We start from the raw sequence: 19,064 nt of genomic DNA on the forward strand, positions 1-19,064 counted from the left end.
CGCGGTTAAGCGGTGTTTCCGGTTCGCCGGAAACGCGCTTAATCGCGGTGATTTTTTTTAAAGCCGTTTTTAGCGATTGAGCCGTTTATGAGCACCATTCCGTTGACAAAGCGTGGCGCAGGGCAACTGCGCGATGAATTGCAGCGCCTCAAGTCCGTCGAGCGGCCGGCCGTGATCAACGCGATCGCGGAGGCCCGCGCACAGGGCGATCTGTCCGAAAACGCCGAATACGATGCCGCGAAGGAAAAGCAGGGCTTCATCGAGGGTCGCATCGCGGAACTCGAATCGAAGCTGTCCGCCGCGCAGGTCATCGATCCGACCGTGCTCGACGCCGATGGCCGCGTGGTGTTTGCCGCGACGGTCGAACTCGAGGATCTCGAGTCGGGCGACACCGTCAAGTACCAGATCGTCGGCGACGACGAAGCCGATATCGATCACGGCCTGATCTCGGTCAGCTCGCCGATCGCCCGCGCGCTGATCGGCAAGTCCGAAGGCGACGTCGCGGCGGTGCAGGCACCGAGCGGCGTGCGCGAATACGAAATCATCTCGGTCAGCTACATCTGAAGCGGAGCGACGTGATGCCGCATCGCGTGTTCCGTCTGCTGTCGGCCGTATGGGTCGGCAGCCTGCTGACGATCGGGTATGCGGTCGCGCCGGTGCTGTTCAGGACGCTGGAGCGGATGACGGCCGGTACGGTCGCCGCCCAGCTGTTTCGCATCGAGGCGATCGTCGGTGCCGTGTGCGGCGTGCTGCTGCTCGCGTTGTCGAACCAGCAGGTGCGGCGCGGCAGCGCCGATTACCGGCGCGTGCGCTGGATCGTCGCGGCGATGGTCGCGTGCGTGCTGGTCGGGTATTTTGCGCTGCAGCCGTTCATGAACGCGCTGCGGGTGGCCGCGATGGAAGCGGGCACCAATATCGCGAACTCGCCGTATGCGAGCCGCTTCGGGATGCTGCACGGCGTCTCGAGCCTGTTCTACCTCGTCGAGAGCGTGCTGGGGCTGATGCTGATCTGGCGTCTGCCGACGCAGGACGCCTGAACGGGCTGAATGGCGTGACTACCGCACCGGCACGGCGGCACGGGCTGCCCCGTGCCGCGCGGCAGGATTACTTGCCCTGATGCGGGCGCTTCGTGCTGGCCTGGCGCTTTTTCGCCCGCTTCACGGTGCCGCCCGCCGTCACGCGCTCGTTGCCGCGCACGACGACCTTGGTCGGCTTCGGGCGACGCACCGGGCTCGCGTTCGGCGAGACCTTGATGACCTTGACGGTGCGCGGTGCACGGCCTTTCTTGTCGTCGATGGCTTCGGCCGCGCTCGGCAGAGCGCCGGCACGGCGGCCACGCGCCGGGGCGGCGGCATCAGCCTCGGGCTTCCAGATCACCAGCAGCTTGCCGATGTGCTGGATCGGCGCCGCGTTCAGGCGGTCGCAGATCTCGTCGTAAATGGCGACGCGCTCGTCGCGCTCGTCACCGAACACACGGATCTTGATCAGCTGGTGCGCGGCGAGGTGCACCTTGATTTCCTTCAGCACGGCGTCGGTGAGCCCTTCGGCGCCGATGAGCACGACGGGCTTGAGCGCATGGGCCTGGGAGCGCAGCGCGGAGCGCTCGGCGGGGGAAAGCGAAAGGGCGGGCATGGAAATGTCGAAATCTAAATAAGGGCGCACTGCGTCAGAAGCGAATCAGAAGCGAATCGCGGGAAGTTACCGCATCAGCCGCGCGCCGAAACCACGTAAAATCGCGGCTTGGGCCTCGAAAGGGGCCGCAGCCGCGCGAAGAAGACGCGTATTATCCGCCAAAAGCACGGCTTCACGAAGCAAATAGCAGCAATCTCTCTCTCGAATGGCAAAAAACCGCTTCAACCAGCACTGGCTGCACGACCACATCAACGACCCGTACGTCAAAATGGCGCAGCGGGAGGGCTATCGCGCGCGCGCCGCGTACAAGCTGAAGGAAATCGACGAACAGGACAAGCTGATCCGTCCCGGCCAGGTGATCGTCGACCTCGGCGCGACGCCGGGCAGCTGGAGCCAGTATGCCCGCAACAAGCTCGCGCAGGGCAAGAAGCGCGACGCGGAACGCGAAGGCGGCATCGACGGTACGATCGTCGCACTCGACATCCTGCCGATGGAGCCGATCGCCGACGTCCACTTCCTGCAAGGCGACTTCCGCGAGGACGCCGTCCTCCACCAGCTCGAAGAAGTGCTCGAGGGGCGCGCGGTGGACCTTGTTATTTCCGACATGGCCCCCAACCTCTCTGGCGTGGCCTCGGCGGACGCGGCGCGCATCGAGCATCTGTGCGATCTGGCGCTCGAATTCGCGCAGAACCATTTGAAGCCGGAAGGTGCGCTGCTCGTGAAATGTTTCCACGGCAGCGGCTACAGCCAGATCGTCGAGAAATTCAAGCAGCAGTTTAAGGTCGTCGCACCACGCAAGCCCAAGGCGTCCCGCGACAAATCGTCCGAAACGTTCATTTTGGGTCGGCAACTGAAGCATCCGCGGTGACGCGGAGCGAGATGCCGCAAACGGGCTCCGGCCCTTGCCAGACAAGCGAAGCGCTATCGCGGCGGTTGTCAATGCTTATGGCGGGGGTGGTCGGACTGGATTAGAATGACCGAGGAGCGCCGCAAGGAAAATGTAGGCGCTCGTCTACGAGTGAAGGAGTGGTGCTTTGAACAACAATATGTTTTCGAAGGCAGCAGTGTGGCTGGTGATCGCACTGGTGCTGTTTACGGTGTTCAAGCAGTTCGACAAGCCCCGCGTTCAGGAAGGTGTGTCCTATTCGCAGTTCATGGACGACGCCAAGAACGGCAAGGTCAAGAACGTCATCGTGCAGGGGCGCAACCTCACCGTCACTCCGGCTGATGGCCAGAAATACCAGATCGTGTCGCCCGGCGACATCTGGATGGTCGGCGATCTGATGAAGTATGGCGTGCAGGTCAGCGGCAAGGCCGACGACGAGCCGAACGCGCTGATGTCCGCGCTTTACTACCTCGGGCCGACGATCCTGATCATCGTGTTCTGGTTCTACATGATGAGGCAGATGCAGGGGGGCGGCAAAGGCGGCGCATTCTCGTTCGGGAAATCGCGCGCGCGGCTGATCGACGAGAACAACAACGCGGTGAACTTCTCCGACGTCGCGGGCTGCGACGAAGCGAAGGAAGAAGTGTCCGAGCTCGTCGACTTCCTGCGCGACCCGCAGAAATTCCAGAAGCTGGGCGGTCGCATTCCGCGCGGCGTGCTGCTCGTCGGCCCTCCGGGTACCGGCAAGACGCTGCTCGCCCGCGCGATCGCCGGTGAAGCGAAGGTGCCGTTCTTCAGCATCTCGGGTTCCGACTTCGTCGAAATGTTCGTCGGCGTCGGTGCGGCCCGTGTGCGCGACATGTTCGAGCAGGCGAAGAAGCACGCACCGTGCATCGTGTTCATCGACGAAATCGACGCGGTCGGTCGCCATCGCGGCGCCGGCATGGGCGGCGGCAACGACGAGCGCGAACAGACGCTGAACCAGATGCTGGTCGAGATGGACGGCTTCGAAGCGAACTCGGGCGTGATCGTGATCGCCGCGACCAACCGTTCCGACGTTCTCGACAAGGCGCTGCTGCGTCCGGGCCGTTTCGACCGTCAGGTCTATGTCGGCCTGCCGGACATCCGCGGCCGCGAGCAGATCATGCGCGTCCACCTGCGCAAGGTGCCGATCGCGAACGATGTCGATGCGGCAGTCATCGCACGCGGCACGCCGGGCTTCTCGGGCGCAGACCTCGCGAACCTCGTGAACGAAGCGGCGCTGTTCGCCGCCCGCCGCGGCAAGCGCATCGTCGAGATGCAGGATTTCGAGGACGCGAAGGACAAGATCTTCATGGGTCCGGAGCGCAAGTCGGCGGTGATCCGCGAAGAAGCGAAGCGCGCGACGGCGTACCACGAGTCGGGCCACGCGGTGATCGCGAAGCTGCTGCCGAAGGCCGATCCGGTGCACAAGGTCACGATCATCCCGCGCGGTCGCGCACTGGGTGTCACGTGGCAGCTGCCGGAGCATGACAACGAGACGTATTCGAAGGACTACCTGCTCGATCGCCTGGCGATCCTGTTCGGCGGCCGCGTGGCCGAGGAACTGTTCCTGAACCTGATCAGCACCGGCGCATCGGACGACTTCAACAAGGCGACGCAGACGGCGCGCGCGATGGTGGCCCGTTTCGGCATGACGGACGCGCTCGGGCCGATGGTCTACGTCGACGACGAGAGCGACAACGGTCCGTTCGGCCGCGGCTTCACGCGCACGATCTCGGAAGCGACGCAGCAGAAGGTCGACGGCGAGATCCGCCGCGTGCTCGACGAACAGTACGGCCTTGCGCGCCGGCTGCTCGAGGAGAACCGCGACAAGGTCGAAGCGATGACGGCCGCGCTGATGGAGTGGGAAACGATCGACGCCGATCAGATCAACGACATCATGGAAGGGCGCCCGCCGCGCTCGCCGAAGAGCTCGCCGGCTGTCGGCGGCGACTCGTCGGGCGGTGGCACGACCGCCGAAGTGAAGCCCGGCAACGCGCCGGCGCCTGCTTCGCCGGCCGCCTGACCTCCGCTGTAGCTCAGTTCACGGGCTGGTGTGGCTTCACACCGGCCCGTTTTGCATTCCGTTTTTGCATTCATCGACGCCTCCCGCCCGTGTCCGATTCCGCTGCTTTCGCGTACACTCCCGCGCCGCTCCAGTGCGGCCGCTTCTCGCTGACGTTCGAGCGCCCGCTCGTGATGGGCATCCTCAACGCCACCCCCGATTCGTTTTCCGATGGCGGCCGCTTTCTCGCGCGCGACGATGCGCTGCGCCAGGCCGAGCGGATGATCGCCGAAGGCGTCGACCTGATCGACATCGGCGGCGAGTCGACGCGCCCGGGCGCGCCACCCGTGCCGCTCGACGAGGAGCTCGCGCGCGTGATTCCGCTGGTCGAAGCACTGCGGCCGTTGAACGTGCCGCTGTCGATCGATACCTACAAGCCGGCCGTGATGCGCGCGGCGCTCGCCGCCGGCGCGGACCTGATCAACGACATCTGGGGGTTTCGTCAGCCGGGCGCGATTGATGCTATCCGTGAAGGCAACAGCGGGCTTTGCGCGATGCACATGCTCGGCGAGCCGCAGACGATGCAGGTCGGCGAGCCCGACTACGGCGACGTCGTGACCGACGTGCGCGACTTTCTTGCCGGGCGCGTGCATGCGCTGCTCGACGCGGGCGTCGCGCCGGAACGGATCTGCGTCGATCCGGGTTTCGGGTTCGGCAAGGCGGTGGTCGACGACAACTACGCGCTGCTGGCCGCGTTGCCGGACACGGCGCCCGCGCGACCCGGCGGGCGTGCGTATCCGATTCTCGCGGGCATGTCGCGCAAGTCGATGCTGGGCGCGGTGATCGGCGGCAAGCCACCGATGGAGCGCGTCGCGGCGAGCGTGGCGGCCGCGTTGTGCGCGGTCGGCCGGGGTGCTGCGATCGTGCGCGTGCACGACGTCGCGGCGACGGTCGATGCGTTGAAGGTCTGGAATGCCGTGCGCGAAGCCGCGCGGCAACGATAAGTCAGAAGTCAGAAAGACGAAGGAGGAAGGTTCGCCATGGGACGTCGATATTTCGGCACGGACGGTATTCGCGGCACGGTGGGCGAGGGGCCCATCACGCCTGATTTCGTGTTGCGTCTCGGCTATGCGGCCGGCAAGGTACTGGCCGGTGCGGCCGACGGCGGGGCCGGTGCGCGTCCGACGGTGTTGATCGGCAAGGACACGCGCGTGTCGGGCTACATGCTCGAGGCCGCGCTCGAAGCCGGCTTCTCAGCGGCAGGCGTCGACGTGATGCTGGCCGGTCCGATGCCGACACCAGGCGTCGCGTACCTGACGCGTGCGCTGCGCCTGTCGGCCGGCGTCGTGATCAGCGCGTCGCACAACCCGTATCAGGACAACGGCATCAAGTTCTTCTCCGCGGACGGCAACAAGCTGCCCGACGAGACGGAAGCCGAGATCGAAGCGTGGCTCGACAAGCCGCTCGAATGCGCGTCGTCCGACCGGCTCGGCAAGGCGCGCCGCCTCGACGACGCGGCCGGCCGCTACATCGAGTTCTGCAAGAGCACGTTCCCGGCCGCATACGACCTGCGCGGGCTGAAGCTCGTAATCGACTGCGCGCACGGTGCCGCGTACCAGATCGCGCCGCACGTGTTCCACGAGCTCGGCGCGGAGGTGGTCTCGATCGGCGTCGCGCCGAACGGCTTCAACATCAATGACGGGGTGGGCGCGACGGCGCCCGATGCGCTGGTGCGCGCGGTGCGTGCGAACCATGCGGACCTCGGCATCGCGCTCGACGGCGATGCGGACCGCCTGCAGGTCGTCGATTCGACCGGCCGGCTGTTCAACGGCGACGAACTTCTATACGTGCTCGTGAAGGACCGGATCGCGACCGCCGGCAAGGTCGACGGCGCGGTCGGCACGCTGATGACGAACCTGGCGGTCGAGGTCGCGCTTCAGCGCGAAGGCGTGGCGTTCGTCCGCGCGGCGGTCGGCGACCGCTACGTGCTCGAACAGCTGCGCGAGCGCGGCTGGCAGCTCGGCGCGGAAGGCTCGGGCCATATCCTGTCGCTCGATCGCCATTCGACCGGCGACGGCATCGTGTCGGCGCTGCTCGTGCTCGCCGCGCTCAAGCGCAGCGGCCGCACGCTCGCGCAGATACTCGACGGCGTCACGCTGTTCCCGCAGAAGCTGATCAACGTGCGGATGAAGCCCGGCGCCGACTGGAAGGCCAACGCATCGATTCGTGCGGCAATCGACGCGGCTGAAGGCGCGCTGGCCGGCCACGGCCGCGTGCTGATCCGCGCGTCGGGCACCGAGCCCGTGCTGCGCGTGATGGTCGAGGCGCGGCATGCGGCCGACGCGACGCGTCATGCGGAAGCGATTGCCGACGCGGTACGCGTGGCGACGGCCTGAGCCGGATCGGCGACGGCGCACGACGGTCCTGTCGTGCACGCGCCGCCTTTCGGGGAAGACCACACGCGGCGCCTTCGGGCGCCGCAATTCGTCAGACGCAAAGGTTTGCGCTATTAAATAGAGCTGATCTTCGACGCAGATTTCGCCTGACCAAAGTGGCCGCCCGACGCTGAATCGCCGCGGCATGCGGAGCAGGCCTTTCGCGCCCGTTCTCGCTGAGGCACACTCACCAGCACACCCCGTCATGGGGCGCCGGGCCGCCACTCCGTACCGGCAATTCTTGCCGACATCCGCCCGGGCAGCGCCTGCGCCGGCCGCCCGCAGCGGGCCCGATATACCCTTTCAACCAGTCATGTTACTGTCACGCCAGTTTCATCGATTGTCACATTATCGTCATGAGGAGCCCCTAACCTTCGCGGTGCCGTAGTCATCCGCTCACACACTGGAGGTCTCATGAAATTGATGCAAACCGCGATTGCCGGCCTGGCTGGCGCGCTTTTCGCCGTCGCCGCTCACGCAGCCGACATCACGGGCGCAGGCAGCACGTTCGCTATGCCGATCTATACGAAATGGGCCGCTGACTACCAGCAGGCCGGCGGCGCGAAGGTGAACTATCAAGGTATCGGTTCGTCGGGCGGCCTGAAGCAGATCAATGCGAAGACGGTCGATTTTGCCGGTTCGGACGCTCCGCTGAAGGACGACGAACTCGCGAAGGAAGGCCTGTTCCAGTTCCCGACGGTCGTCGGCGGCGTGGTGCCGGTCGTCAACGTGCCGGGCGTGAAGGCCGGCGAACTGACGCTGTCGGGCCCGGTGCTCGGCGACATCTACCTCGGCAAGATCAAGAAGTGGAACGACCCGGCGATCGCCGCGCTGAACCCGAAGGTCAAGCTGCCGGATACGGACATCGCGGTCGTTCGCCGCGCTGACGGCTCGGGCACGAGCTTCATCTGGACGAACTACCTGTCGAAGGTCAGCGACGAGTGGAAGTCGAAGATCGGCGAAGGCACGACGGTCAACTGGCCGACGGGCACGGGCGGCAAGGGCAACGACGGCGTCGCGGCCTTCGTGCAGCGCCTGCCGGGCGCGATCGGCTACGTCGAATGGGCGTACGCCAAGAAGAACAACATGGTCTACACGGCCCTGAAGAACTCGACGGGCACGGTGGTCGAGCCGAAGACCGAAACGTTCAAGGCCGCTGCCGCGGGCGCGAACTGGTCGAAGTCGTTCTACCAGATCCTGACGAACCAGCCGGGCAAGGAAGCATGGCCGGTCGTCGGCGCGACGTTCGTGCTGCTGCACGCGAAGCAGGACAAGCCGGAGCAGGGCGCCGAAACGCTGAAGTTCTTCAGCTGGGCGTTCAAGAACGGCGAAAAGGCTGCCGACAGCCTCGACTACATCTCGCTGCCGCCGGCAGTCGAGGCGGAAATCCGCAAGCAGTGGAAGGTCAAGGTGACGGACGCATCGGGCAAGCCGGTCGCCGCGGAGTAAGCAACACAGCGGTTCGCTGCCCGGCCGTGCCGGTCGGGCAGTGTGTGCGGTAAGGCCGGGCGTCACGGCGCCCGGCGATCCAGAACAGGCACCCATGTCTGAAATTTCCTATACGTCCTCCCGGTCCGACGCCGCGTCGCAACGCGCGCCGAGCCGCATCGGCGACGTTGTCTTCGGCGGCCTCGCACGGCTTGCCGCGATCGTGACCCTGCTGCTGCTGGGCGGGATCATCGTTTCCCTGATCATTGCGTCGCTGCCGACCATCCAGAAGTTCGGCCTCGGCTTTTTCTGGCAATCCGAGTGGGATCCGAACTCGGATGTCTACGGCGCACTCGTGCCGATCTACGGCACGCTCGTGACGTCGATCATCGCACTCGCCATCGCGGTGCCGGTCAGCTTCGGCATCGCACTGTTTCTCACCGAGCTGTCGCCCGTGTGGCTGCGCCGCCCGCTCGGCATCGCGATCGAACTGCTCGCCGCGATTCCGTCGATCGTCTACGGGATGTGGGGCCTGCTCGTGTTCGCGCCGATCTTCGCCGAATACTTCCAGAAACCGATCGGCCGCCTGCTCAAGGACGTATGGGTGCTCGGTCCGCTGACGTCCGGCCCGCCGATCGGTATCGGCATCCTCGCCGCCGGCGTGATCCTCGCGATCATGATCATTCCGTACATCGCATCGGTGATGCGCGACGTGTTCGAAGTCACGCCCGTGCTGCTGAAGGAATCGGCGTACGGGATCGGCTGCACGACGTGGGAAGTGATGTGGAAGGTCGTGCTCCCCTATACCAAGACCGGCGTGATCGGCGGCGTGATGCTCGGCCTCGGCCGCGCGCTCGGCGAAACGATGGCCGTGACCTTCGTGATCGGCAACACGAACCTGCTCGACAGCGTGTCGCTGTTCGCATCGGGCAACAGCATCACGTCGGCGCTCGCGAACGAATTCGCGGAAGCGCAACCGGGCCTGCATACGTCCGCGCTGATGGAACTCGGCCTGATCCTGTTCGTGATCACGTTCATCGTGCTGTCCATCTCCAAACTGCTGCTGCTTCGTCTCGAGAAGGGAGAGGGCAAGAAATGAGCGAGCCCATCATGAATTTCCCGGGGCCGAGCGGCGCCGTCCTCGAAGCGATGCGCAACCGCCTGCAGCGCAAGCGCAAGGTGACCAACGCGATCGCGCTGACCGCATCGCTCGCCGCCATGGCATTCGGCCTGCTGTGGCTCGTGTGGATCCTGTACACGACGGTGCATCTCGGTGTCGGCGGCCTGTCGGTGCAGTTGTTCACCGAATCGACGCCGGCGCCGAACACGGAAGGCGGCGGTCTCGCGAACGCGATCGTCGGCAGCCTGCTGCTGTGCGGTTTCGGCACGCTGATCGGCACGCCGATCGGCATCCTCGCGGGCGTCTATCTCGCCGAATACGGCCAGAAGAACCTGCTGGCGAGCACGATCCGCTTCATCAACGACATCCTGCTGTCGGCACCGTCGATCGTGATCGGCCTGTTCGTGTACGCGATCGTCGTCGCGAAGTCGGGGCGCTTTTCGGGCTGGGCCGGCGTGATCGCACTCGCGCTGCTGCAGATCCCGATCGTGATCCGCACGACCGAAAACATGCTGAAGCTCGTGCCGAACGCGCTGCGCGAAGCGGCCGTCGCGCTCGGCACGCCGAAGTGGCGCATGGTGCTGAAGATCACGCTGCGCGCGTCGATCGGCGGGATCGTGACGGGCGTGCTGCTCGCGGTCGCGCGGATCGCCGGCGAAACGGCGCCGCTGCTGTTCACGGCCCTGTCGAACCAGTTCTTCTCGTGGGACATGAGCCAGCCGATGGCCAACCTGCCCGTCACGATCTACAAGTTCGCGATGAGCCCGTTTGCCGAATGGCAGTCGCTCGCATGGGCGGGCGTGTTCCTGATTACGCTCGGGGTGCTCGGACTCAACGTCCTGGCGCGCTCGATCTTCTCGAAAAAGTAACGGCGGAGCGATCCGATGAATATGGCAGAAAGCCACCTGAATCCCGTCGAGCGCGCCGCTGCGCCCGCCGGCACGCAAGACGCGGCACCTGGCCGTCCGCTGGCGCCGCTGAACGCGAAGATCGAGGTCAACAACCTCAACTTCTTCTACAACAAGTTCCACGCGCTGAAGAACATCAACCTGCGCATTCCCGAAGGCAAGGTGACGGCGTTCATCGGCCCGTCGGGCTGCGGCAAGTCGACGCTGCTGCGCACGTTCAACAAGATGTACGCGCTCTATCCGGAGCAGCGCGCCGAAGGCGAAATCCTGATGGACGGCGAGAACCTGCTGACCACCAAGCGCGACATCTCGCTGCTGCGCGCGCGAATCGGCATGGTGTTCCAGAAGCCGACTCCGTTCCCGATGTCGATCTACGACAACATCGCGTTCGGCGTGAAGATGTTCGAAAAGCTCACGCGCTCGGAGATGGACGATCGCGTCGAGTGGGCGCTGACGAAGGCCGCGCTGTGGAACGAAGTGAAGGACAAGCTGAACCAGAGCGGCTACGGGCTGTCCGGCGGCCAGCAGCAGCGTCTGTGCATCGCGCGCGGCATCGCGATCCGTCCGGAAGTGCTGCTGCTCGACGAGCCGTGCTCTGCGCTCGACCCGATCTCGACGGGCCGCATCGAAGAGCTGATCGCGGAGCTGAAGAGCGACTACACGGTCGTGATCGTCACGCACAACATGCAGCAGGCCGCGCGCTGCTCGGACTTCACGGCCTACATGTACCTGGGCGAGTTGATCGAATTCGGCGAAACCGAAAAGATCTTCATCAAGCCGGTGCGCAAGGAAACGGAAGACTACATCACCGGCCGTTTCGGCTGATGACGGAGAACAACAACCATGTCGGATAAACATCTGTCGAGCCAGTTCGATGCGGATCTCAACGCCGTGTCGTCGAAGGTGCTGGAAATGGGCGGCCTCGTCGAGTCGCAGATCGTCGGTGCGATGTACGCGCTCAACGAATTCGACCGCGAAGCGGCCGAGCGCGTGATCACGGCCGAGGAAACGCTGAACGCGATGGAAGTCGAGATCGACCAGGAGTGCGGCAACATCATCGCGCGGAGACAGCCTGCCGCGCGTGACCTGCGCCTTCTGATGTCGATTTCGAAAACGATTACGAACCTCGAGCGCGCCGGCGACGAGGCCGAGAAGATCGCGAAGCGCGTGCGCCGCCTGGTCGACGAACCGGCCGCGCGTGCGGTGAACATCGCCGAGATCAAGGTGTCGGGCGAGATGGCCGTGACGATCCTGCGCCGCGCGCTCGACGCATTCGCGCGCCTCGATACGGTGGCGGCCGCGCAGATCGTCAAGGACGACAAGGAAATCGACCTGGAATTCCGTGCGTTCGTGCGCAAGCTCGTGTCGTACATGCAGGAAGATCCGCGCACGATCTCGGTCGGCCTCGAGTACCTGTTCATCGCGAAGGCGATCGAACGGATCGGCGACCACGCGAAGAACATCGCCGAATTCATCATCTACATCGTGAAGGGCACCGACGTGCGGCATCAGCCGCGCGACACGCTCGATCGCGAAGCCAACAGTTAATCGACTCCGTAAGGAAGAACAGAGGTGCCGATGCCCAGCAACATTCTCGTCGTTGAAGACGAGCCCGCGATTTCCGAACTGATTTCGGTGAATCTCCAGCACGCCGGTCACTGCCCGATCCGCGCGTACAACGCGGAACAGGCGCAGAACCTGATCAGCGACGTGCTGCCCGATCTCGTACTGCTCGACTGGATGCTGCCGGGCAAGTCCGGCATCGCGTTCGCGCGCGACCTGCGCAACAACGAACGGACCAAGCACATCCCGATCATCATGCTGACCGCGCGCGGCGACGAGCAGGACAAGGTGCTCGGCCTCGAGATCGGCGCGGACGACTACGTGACGAAACCGTTCTCGCCGAAGGAACTGATGGCGCGCATCAAGGCCGTGCTGCGCCGTCGTGCGCCGCAGCTGACCGAGGACGTCGTGTCGATCAACGGGCTGCGCCTCGATCCGGCCACGCATCGGGTCGCCGCACACGGCGACGGCAGCGAGATCAAGCTCGATCTCGGCCCGACCGAGTTCCGCCTGCTGCATTTCTTCATGACGCATCCGGAGCGCGTGCACAGCCGCACGCAACTGCTCGACCAGGTGTGGGGCGATCACGTGTTCGTCGAAGAGCGGACCGTCGACGTGCACATCAAACGATTGCGCGCGGCCTTGAAACCGGCCGGTTGCGATGCGATGATCGAGACCGTGCGCGGCAGCGGCTATCGGCTCGCCAAGCACGCGTAACGTATCCGGGCGTGCCGTGTGCCATGGCATGCCGTTCATTCTTTCGGGCGCTGAATCATGAACATCATCTGGGCGCGCTTTCTCGTGTCGCTCATGCTGCTCGTGCTGATCAGCGTATTGGTCGGCGTGTTCGCCGGCCCGATCGCGGCCCTCGGGTTCGCGGTCGTGATGCTGGTCGCGCAGGGCTTCTTCAGCACCTTCCATACGCAACGCCTGTGGCGTCTGCTCGATGCGCCCGTCTACGGCGAGGTGCCGAGCGCACCGGGCATCTGGGGTGAAATCTACTATCGACTGCACAAGCTCGCGAAGCAGTGGCATGCGCAGGTGCGGCAGGTCGAGCAGCAGCATTCGCGCTTCATCCAGGCGATCCAGGCGTCGCCGAACGGTGTCGCGATGCTCGACGATCATGACCAGATCGAGTGGTGCAACGCGATCGCCGAGGTGCACTTCGGCCTCGATGCGAAGCGCGACCTGCGCCAGCACATCACGAACCTCGTGCGTCATCCGGATTTCGTCCGCTACCTGAACGCGCAGCATTACGACGAAACGCTCGTGATGCGCGGGATGGGCGACTCGCGGCAGAACGTTCTGGAAGTTCAGGTGTTTCCGTACGGCGAAAACCGCAAGCTGCTGCTCACGCAGGATATCACCGAGCTCGAGCGGACCGACGCGATGCGGCGCGACTTCGTCGCGAACGTGTCGCACGAACTGAAGACGCCGCTCACCGTGCTGTCGGGCTTTCTCGAGACGATGCGCGAGCTGCCTTTGAACGAGGAGGATCGCGCGCGCTATCTCGAGATGATGGAGCAGCAGGCGTCGCGGATGCGGCACATCGTCACCGACCTGCTGGTGCTCGCGAAGCTCGAAGGCGAAAGCAAGCCGCCGACGGACCACGCGGTCGACATGCGCGCGTTGTTCGACCATCTGAAGGAAGATGCGCACACGCTGTCGAACGGGCATCACGAGATCACGTTCACGATCGACGAGACGCTGGGCGTCACCGGTGCGCAGACCGAAGTGTTCAGTGCGTTCGCGAACCTTGTCACCAACGCGATCCGCTATACGCCGGACGGCGGCAAGATCGCCGTGTCGTGGCGGCGCGAGGGTGCGCAGGGCGTGTTTTCCGTCACCGACAGCGGTTTCGGGATTCCGGCCGCCGACTTGCCGCGGCTGACCGAGCGCTTTTATCGCGTCGATCGCAGCCGCTCGCGCGATACGGGCGGCACGGGGCTCGGCCTCGCGATCGTCAAGCACGTGCTGCAGCGGCACGACTCGCACCTGTACGTGCAGAGCGAGGAAGGGCGCGGCAGTACGTTTACCGCGCGTTTCCCGGCGTCGCGAGTCATCGCGATCCGGCCGGCTACGTTCGAAGCGTGATTACGTGATTGCGTGATTCGGGTCGTGTGCGCCGTTCGAGCGCACGACCTGAAATGAAAAAGCACAGCCCGCGGGCTGTGCTTTTTCATTTGCTGCACACGGCGCATGGAGACGCGTGCAGCTTGCTTTGGGCGCCTACGAACAGAACTTCGCCATCAACCCGAGCTGCGCGTTGCGAATCGTCTTGCCCGAGCGACGCCGGCGGTAGTGGCCGTCGCTGTGCATCAGCCATGCCGACTGGTTGTCGCCGAGACAGACCGACAGCCCTTCGGCGATCACGCGGCGCTTCAGCTTGCGCTCCCGGATCGGGAACGCGACTTCGACGCGGCGGAACAGGTTGCGGTCCATCCAGTCGGCGCTCGACAGATAGACGTCCTCGGCGCCGCCCGCATGGAAATAGTAGATGCGGTGGTGTTCGAGGAAGCGGCCGACGATCGAGCGCACCGTGATGTTCTCCGACAGCCCCGGCACACCGGGCTTCAGCGCGCACACGCCGCGCACGATCAGGTCGACCTTGACGCCGGCCTGCGATGCTTCGTACAACGCAGCGATCACGGACGGCTCCAGCAGCGCGTTCATCTTCGCGACCACGCGCGCGCGCTTGCCGGCGCGCGCATTGTCGATCTCCGCGCGGATCGATTCGATGATGCGCGGATGCAGCGTGAACGGCGACTGCCACAGCTCGTGCAGCGTGAGCTCGCCGCCGATCCCGGTCAGTTGCTGGAACACGTGGTGGACGTCCTCGCAGATCTTCTGGTCGGCCGTCATCAGCCCGAAGTCGGTGTAGAGGCGCGCGGTGCGCGGGTGATAGTTGCCGGTGCCGAGGTGCACGTAGCGGCGCAGTGTCGCCTTGCCGCCCTGCACGACGCGCCGCACGATCAGCATCATCTTCGCGTGGCACTTGTGGCCGACCACGCCGTACACGACGTGCGCGCCTACCGCTTCGAGCTGCGACGCCCAGTTGATGTTGGTTTCCTCGTCGAAGCGCGCGAGCAGTTCGACGACGACGGTCACTTCCTTGCCGTTGCGCGCGGCTTCCATCAGCGCGTCCATCAGCGGCGAATCGGTGCCGGTGCGGTAGATCGTCTGCTTGATCGCGACGACGCTCGGGTCCTTCGCGGCCTGCTGCAGCAGCTCGAGCACCGGCTGGAAGCTCTCGTACGGATGGTGCAGCAGGATGTCGCCGTCGTCGATCGCGTCGAACATCGTCGGCGCGTTCGCGATCGCGGGCGGGATCGAGGCGGTAAACGGGGCGAACTTCAGATCGGGGCGATCGACGAGATCGGGGATCTGCATCAGCCGCACGAGGTTCACCGAGCCGGCCACGCGATAGCAGTCCTTGTCGCCGAGCAGGCTTTCCTCGAGCAGGCGACGCACGATATGCGCCGGCGTGTCGGCCGACACTTCGAGCCGCACCGCGTTGCCGAGATGGCGCGCGGGCAGTTCGCCCTGCAGCGCGACGCGCAGGTTGGTGATTTCGTCTTCGTCGACGAACAGCTCGCTGTTGCGCGTGATGCGGAACTGGTTGCAGCTCTTCACGACCAGCTGCGGGAACAGCTCGCCGACGAAGCGCTGCATGAACGAGCTGAGCAGCACGAACCCGTGCTCGAAGCCCGACAGCGCCTGCGGCATGCGCACGACGCGCGGCAGCGCGCGCGGCGCCTGCACGATGCCCATCACCGCCTGGCGGCCGAATGCGTCGCGGCCTTCGAGCTCGACGACGAAGTTCAGGCTCTTGTTCAGCACGCGCGGGAATGGGTGCGCGGGATCGAGGCCGATCGGCGTCAGCACCGGCAGCAGTTCGTCGAGGAAGTAGCGGCGCGCCCATTCGAGCTGCTCGTCGTTCCACGATTCGCTCGCGTGGAAGTAGATGCCTTCCTGCTCGAGCGCGGGCAGCACGGTTTCGTGCAGCATCGTGTACTGGCGGTGCACGAGCCGCTGCGCGCGCTCGACGACGAGATCGTACGCGTGCTGCAGCGACATGCCGTCGGGTGTCAGCGCGCCGGGGTTGTCGCGGATCTGTTCCTGGAGCCCCGCCATCCGGACTTCGAAGAATTCGTCGAGGTTGCTGCTCGTGATGCAGATGAAGCGCAGTCGCTCGAGCAACGGAACCTGCGGGTCGGCCGCCTGGGCCAGCACGCGCTCGTTGAAATCGAGGATGCCGAGTTCACGATTGAGAAGCGGATAACGGACGGACATCGGCAGAGTAGGCGGTAATTCGGGCGGTGATTCGAAAGGACGCTCGGAAACTCTCACGGTACGATGACGTGTTGATGACAACGGTTTAGTTATATCGGGAAATTCTACGCCGGAACCGATTCGTCTCATAAATGTTTCGGCCATATACAATCTACCCGGGTACATGCCCGTGAAGCGTGGCAATGGCAAGCGTTCCACGCTTAAAATGTCGCCTTTGATTCATCGTCCAGCGCGGCCGGAGCGGTCGCCGCGGGCGAACGCGCACGGAGCCCCCTTCTGATGGTTACATCTCCCCACTTGCTGGCTGCCGTCGATCTCGGCTCGAACAGCTTCCGGCTGATCGTCGGGCGCGTCGAGGAAACGCCGGCGGGCAGCCAGATCTATCCCGTCGATGCGCTGCGCGAGCCCGTCCGACTGGCCGCGGGCCTGTCGAGCGACAAGATGCTCGATCGCGCGTCGCAGGAGCGTGGCTGGGAGGCGCTCAAGCGATTCGGCGAGCGGTTGCGCGATTTCCATCCCGATCACGTGCGCGCGGTGGCGACCAACACGCTGCGCGTCGCGAAGAACGCCGGGGAATTTCTCGGCGAAGCCGAAGCGGCGCTCGGTTTCCCGATCGAAGTGATCGCGGGCCGCGAAGAGGCGCGCCTCATCTATGCCGGTGCAGCACATTCGGTGCCTGCGAGTGCCGGCAAGCGGCTCGTCGTCGATATCGGCGGCGGCTCGACCGAATTCATCATCGGCTCGCACTACACGCCGATCGTGATGGAGAGTCTCTACATCGGTTGCGTGAGCCATAGCCGGGCGTTCTTTCCCGCCGGCAACGTCGACGAATACACGATGCGGCAGGCCGAACTCGCGGCCAAGCGCGAGATCCAGATCATTTCCAGCGAGTACAAGAAGGCCGGATGGGACCAGGCGATCGGTTCGTCGGGCACCGCACGCGCGCTCGCTGAACTCGTCGAGGCGAACGGCTTCAACGACGCGGGCATCACGCACGGCATTTCGCGCGGCGGGCTCGAGCGGTTGAAGCGCGCACTGATCAAGGCCGAGAACGTGAACCGGCTGAAGCTGATCGCGCTGAAGCCCGATCGCGTGCCGGTGCTCGCCGGCGGTCTCGCGATCATGCTCGCGGTATTCGAGGAACTCGGGGTCGACTATGTCGATACGACCGATGGCGCGCTGCGTCTCGGCGTGCTGTACGACCTGCTCGGCCGGACCCAGCACGAGGACATGCGCGCGGTGACGGTCGAGGGCTTCACGCGCCGCTACGGCGTCGATCGCGCGCAGGCCGAGCGCATCGGTGCGCTCGCCGGGCGCTTCTACGACGAACTCGGGGAAGCCGACGACGAAGAACGCGAGGAAGGCCGGATGTTCCTCGGCTGGGCCGCCGCGTTGCACGAGATCGGCCTGTCGATCTCGCACAGCTCGTATCACAAGCATTCCGCGTACATCGCGAGCAATGCCGACATGCCGGGTTTCTCACGCACCGACCAGGCGCGCCTCGCCGCGCTCGTGCTCGGGCATGCGGGCAAGCTCGGCAAGCTGTCGCAGGCACGCGACGTCGAATGGCCGCTGCTGTTCTGCCTGCGGCTCGCGTCGCTGCTGTGCCGGCGCCGGACCGATGCCGGGCTGCCGGACATTTCCGTCTCGCAGATGAAGAAGGGCGGGTATGAAGTGCGCCTGCCGGGCGCATGGGTCGAGCAGAACCCGCTGACCGACTACAGCCTCAGCCAGGAAGCGGCCGAGTGGGAGAAGGTCGGCATTCCGTATCGCGTCGTTTATACGGGCGCGTAACCGTAACGAGTCGGCACTCGCAGGGGCCGGCACTGGCGCGGCGCACTCGCGTCGCACGGCCGTTTTAAGGCGGGCTCAGTCCGAGCACACGATCGCGGTCAGGAACGGGAACGCCTGCTTGACGGTCGCGTCGCTGCCGGCATTGCGCACGGCCTGCTCGACGGCACTCTTCGTGCCGCGCACCACGACGCCGTACGCCCATTTGCCGATCGGCGTGCCGTCGCCCGGCTGGAAGATCGGGTCGTTCGCCTGGTAGCCGAGCACGACGTAGACGCCGAAGCCGTACGCCGTCAGCGGACGCTTCGTGTGGAACGCATTCACCGAATTCGCTTCGACGTGCATGGGCTCCGACTGGATGTCGCCGGCCGCGAGCAGCGGCGCGACGAACTTGTGGCCGTTCGAATGGCAGTCGAGCGCGTCGTCGAGTGACTTGGCCGAGGCTGTGCCGGAGGCGGCGAGTGCGCCGAATGCGAACAGCGCGCCGAGCAGGGCGGTCTTGAAAACGTGGTTCTTCATGCGCGGTTGCGGGTTGGTCGCGGATATTATCGCGTGGAACCGCAATTTTCGTGCGCGGGGCGCGGGCTACCGGGCGCGTCGGGGGTGACGGGGCGGCGGGTAAAGCTGAAAAGGGGCGCAAGCATAATGGTTTGTAACCCTTGTCGTGTAAGCCGTGGTCGCAGGGTAGGGACTCGAATCTTCGACCGTCTAACCCGAAATCCCAAATCCCAAATCCGGTACGCGTCCCGTTCTCTACGTCGATGACCGACAGTGAACTTGTAAGCTATCGCTTCAAATTCTTTCTCACCGCGCTTTTATTTGACCCGTATACCAAGAGCGCCCGCTGGTCTGGAATATCTTGGGCGAACTGCGGGCGCCTCATCTCGCTGGTCAATTCCGTCGTGCTGCCGCACCGGGGGGAAGTTGCGCCGCACTTGAACGCGCGTCTCTGTTCCCCTAAACGACCGGGTGTCAATTTCTG

Annotated in this window: 17 protein-coding genes; 14 read left to right on the forward strand and 3 right to left on the reverse strand. The window is 65.0% G+C overall.

The window, feature by feature from the left end:
* The first annotated feature begins 87 nt into the window (after positions 1-87).
* Both greA and C7H84_RS16500 read left to right on the forward strand, forming a co-directional pair.
* A complete protein-coding gene (gene greA / locus C7H84_RS16495) occupies positions 88-564 on the forward strand; it encodes a transcription elongation factor GreA (protein WP_014897431.1) in 477 nt (158 codons plus the stop codon).
* A gap of 14 nt (positions 565-578) precedes the next feature.
* The gene (locus tag C7H84_RS16500) at positions 579-1,037 is read left to right on the forward strand and encodes a DUF4149 domain-containing protein (RefSeq protein ID WP_121859782.1); all 459 of its coding nucleotides are present in this window, start codon (positions 579-581) and stop codon (positions 1,035-1,037) included.
* A gap of 67 nt (positions 1,038-1,104) precedes the next feature.
* On the opposite strand, the gene C7H84_RS16505 is transcribed toward C7H84_RS16500, so the two are convergent.
* The gene (locus C7H84_RS16505; protein WP_121859783.1) at positions 1,105-1,632 is read right to left on the reverse strand and encodes a YhbY family RNA-binding protein; all 528 of its coding nucleotides are present in this window, start codon (positions 1,630-1,632) and stop codon (positions 1,105-1,107) included.
* Positions 1,633-1,837: 205 nt separating this feature from the next.
* Here C7H84_RS16505 and C7H84_RS16510 point away from each other — a divergent pair, with 205 nt between their 5' ends.
* The 11 genes from C7H84_RS16510 to phoR all read left to right on the forward strand — a co-directional run bounded on the left by C7H84_RS16510 (position 1,838) and on the right by phoR (position 14,092).
* A complete protein-coding gene (locus tag C7H84_RS16510; RefSeq protein ID WP_121859784.1) occupies positions 1,838-2,500 on the forward strand; it encodes an RlmE family RNA methyltransferase in 663 nt (220 codons plus the stop codon).
* 166 nt (positions 2,501-2,666) lie between these two features.
* On the forward strand, positions 2,667-4,565 hold the full coding sequence (gene ftsH / locus C7H84_RS16515) for an ATP-dependent zinc metalloprotease FtsH (protein ID WP_121859785.1): 1,899 nt from the start codon (positions 2,667-2,669) through the stop codon (positions 4,563-4,565).
* Positions 4,566-4,654: 89 nt separating this feature from the next.
* On the forward strand, positions 4,655-5,548 hold the full coding sequence (gene folP / locus C7H84_RS16520) for a dihydropteroate synthase (protein WP_121859786.1): 894 nt from the start codon (positions 4,655-4,657) through the stop codon (positions 5,546-5,548).
* 36 nt (positions 5,549-5,584) lie between these two features.
* Positions 5,585-6,940 (forward strand): phosphoglucosamine mutase, encoded by a 1,356-nt coding sequence (glmM, locus tag C7H84_RS16525; protein WP_121859787.1) that lies wholly within the window; start codon positions 5,585-5,587, stop codon positions 6,938-6,940.
* A 453-nt stretch (positions 6,941-7,393) separates the two neighbouring features.
* Positions 7,394-8,428: a phosphate ABC transporter substrate-binding protein PstS gene (gene pstS, locus C7H84_RS16530; protein WP_121859788.1), complete on the forward strand. Its 1,035-nt coding sequence runs from the start codon at positions 7,394-7,396 to the stop codon at positions 8,426-8,428.
* A gap of 94 nt (positions 8,429-8,522) precedes the next feature.
* Positions 8,523-9,506: a phosphate ABC transporter permease PstC gene (gene pstC / locus C7H84_RS16535; protein WP_121859789.1), complete on the forward strand. Its 984-nt coding sequence runs from the start codon at positions 8,523-8,525 to the stop codon at positions 9,504-9,506.
* Positions 9,503-10,396, forward strand: a complete 894-nt coding sequence (gene pstA / locus C7H84_RS16540) for a phosphate ABC transporter permease PstA (RefSeq protein WP_121859790.1) — start codon at positions 9,503-9,505, stop codon at positions 10,394-10,396. Before pstC ends, pstA begins: the two co-directional genes overlap by 4 nt.
* A gap of 15 nt (positions 10,397-10,411) precedes the next feature.
* On the forward strand, positions 10,412-11,260 hold the full coding sequence (gene pstB / locus C7H84_RS16545; protein WP_121859791.1) for a phosphate ABC transporter ATP-binding protein PstB: 849 nt from the start codon (positions 10,412-10,414) through the stop codon (positions 11,258-11,260).
* 18 nt (positions 11,261-11,278) lie between these two features.
* Entirely contained in the window at positions 11,279-11,983 is a 705-nt protein-coding gene (phoU, locus tag C7H84_RS16550; RefSeq protein ID WP_121859792.1) for a phosphate signaling complex protein PhoU, read from the forward strand.
* A 30-nt stretch (positions 11,984-12,013) separates the two neighbouring features.
* Complete coding sequence (gene phoB / locus C7H84_RS16555) at positions 12,014-12,715, forward strand: phosphate regulon transcriptional regulator PhoB (RefSeq protein ID WP_006750313.1); 702 nt, start codon at positions 12,014-12,016, stop codon at positions 12,713-12,715.
* 57 nt (positions 12,716-12,772) lie between these two features.
* Positions 12,773-14,092, forward strand: a complete 1,320-nt coding sequence (phoR, locus tag C7H84_RS16560; protein ID WP_121859793.1) for a phosphate regulon sensor histidine kinase PhoR — start codon at positions 12,773-12,775, stop codon at positions 14,090-14,092.
* Positions 14,093-14,227: 135 nt separating this feature from the next.
* Here the strand turns inward: phoR and ppk1 are convergent, their stop codons facing one another.
* Complete coding sequence (gene ppk1, locus C7H84_RS16565) at positions 14,228-16,291, reverse strand: polyphosphate kinase 1 (protein WP_121859794.1); 2,064 nt, start codon at positions 16,289-16,291, stop codon at positions 14,228-14,230.
* 279 nt (positions 16,292-16,570) lie between these two features.
* On the opposite strand from ppk1, the gene ppx reads away from it, so the two are divergent.
* Positions 16,571-18,085: an exopolyphosphatase gene (ppx, locus tag C7H84_RS16570; protein WP_121859795.1), complete on the forward strand. Its 1,515-nt coding sequence runs from the start codon at positions 16,571-16,573 to the stop codon at positions 18,083-18,085.
* A gap of 75 nt (positions 18,086-18,160) precedes the next feature.
* Here ppx and C7H84_RS16575 read toward each other — a convergent pair whose 3' ends face one another.
* Entirely contained in the window at positions 18,161-18,601 is a 441-nt protein-coding gene (locus C7H84_RS16575) for a hypothetical protein (protein ID WP_121859796.1), read from the reverse strand.
* Between the last annotated feature and the right edge of the window lie 463 nt (positions 18,602-19,064).

It is taken from the genome of Burkholderia sp. Nafp2/4-1b (genome assembly GCF_003635165.1).
Classification (GTDB): Bacteria; Pseudomonadota; Gammaproteobacteria; order Burkholderiales; family Burkholderiaceae; genus Burkholderia.

Bases quoted from the DNA above. Each gene is read 5' to 3' on its own strand.
- C7H84_RS16510 (WP_121859784.1), top strand. From the start codon at position 1,838: ATGGCAAAAAACCGCTTCAACCAGCACTGGCTGCACGACCACATCAAC.
- pstC (WP_121859789.1), top strand. From the start codon at position 8,523: ATGTCTGAAATTTCCTATACGTCCTCCCGGTCCGACGCCGCGTCGCAA.
- ppk1 (WP_121859794.1), bottom strand. From the start codon at position 16,291: ATGTCCGTCCGTTATCCGCTTCTCAATCGTGAACTCGGCATCCTCGAT.
- glmM (WP_121859787.1), top strand. From the start codon at position 5,585: ATGGGACGTCGATATTTCGGCACGGACGGTATTCGCGGCACGGTGGGC.
- ppx (WP_121859795.1), top strand. From the start codon at position 16,571: ATGGTTACATCTCCCCACTTGCTGGCTGCCGTCGATCTCGGCTCGAAC.
- pstB (WP_121859791.1), top strand. From the start codon at position 10,412: ATGAATATGGCAGAAAGCCACCTGAATCCCGTCGAGCGCGCCGCTGCG.
- pstS (WP_121859788.1), top strand. From the start codon at position 7,394: ATGAAATTGATGCAAACCGCGATTGCCGGCCTGGCTGGCGCGCTTTTC.
- greA (WP_014897431.1), top strand. From the start codon at position 88: ATGAGCACCATTCCGTTGACAAAGCGTGGCGCAGGGCAACTGCGCGAT.
- phoU (WP_121859792.1), top strand. From the start codon at position 11,279: ATGTCGGATAAACATCTGTCGAGCCAGTTCGATGCGGATCTCAACGCC.
- C7H84_RS16505 (WP_121859783.1), bottom strand. From the start codon at position 1,632: ATGCCCGCCCTTTCGCTTTCCCCCGCCGAGCGCTCCGCGCTGCGCTCC.
- pstA (WP_121859790.1), top strand. From the start codon at position 9,503: ATGAGCGAGCCCATCATGAATTTCCCGGGGCCGAGCGGCGCCGTCCTC.
- phoB (WP_006750313.1), top strand. From the start codon at position 12,014: ATGCCCAGCAACATTCTCGTCGTTGAAGACGAGCCCGCGATTTCCGAA.
- C7H84_RS16575 (WP_121859796.1), bottom strand. From the start codon at position 18,601: ATGAAGAACCACGTTTTCAAGACCGCCCTGCTCGGCGCGCTGTTCGCA.
- phoR (WP_121859793.1), top strand. From the start codon at position 12,773: ATGAACATCATCTGGGCGCGCTTTCTCGTGTCGCTCATGCTGCTCGTG.
- C7H84_RS16500 (WP_121859782.1), top strand. From the start codon at position 579: ATGCCGCATCGCGTGTTCCGTCTGCTGTCGGCCGTATGGGTCGGCAGC.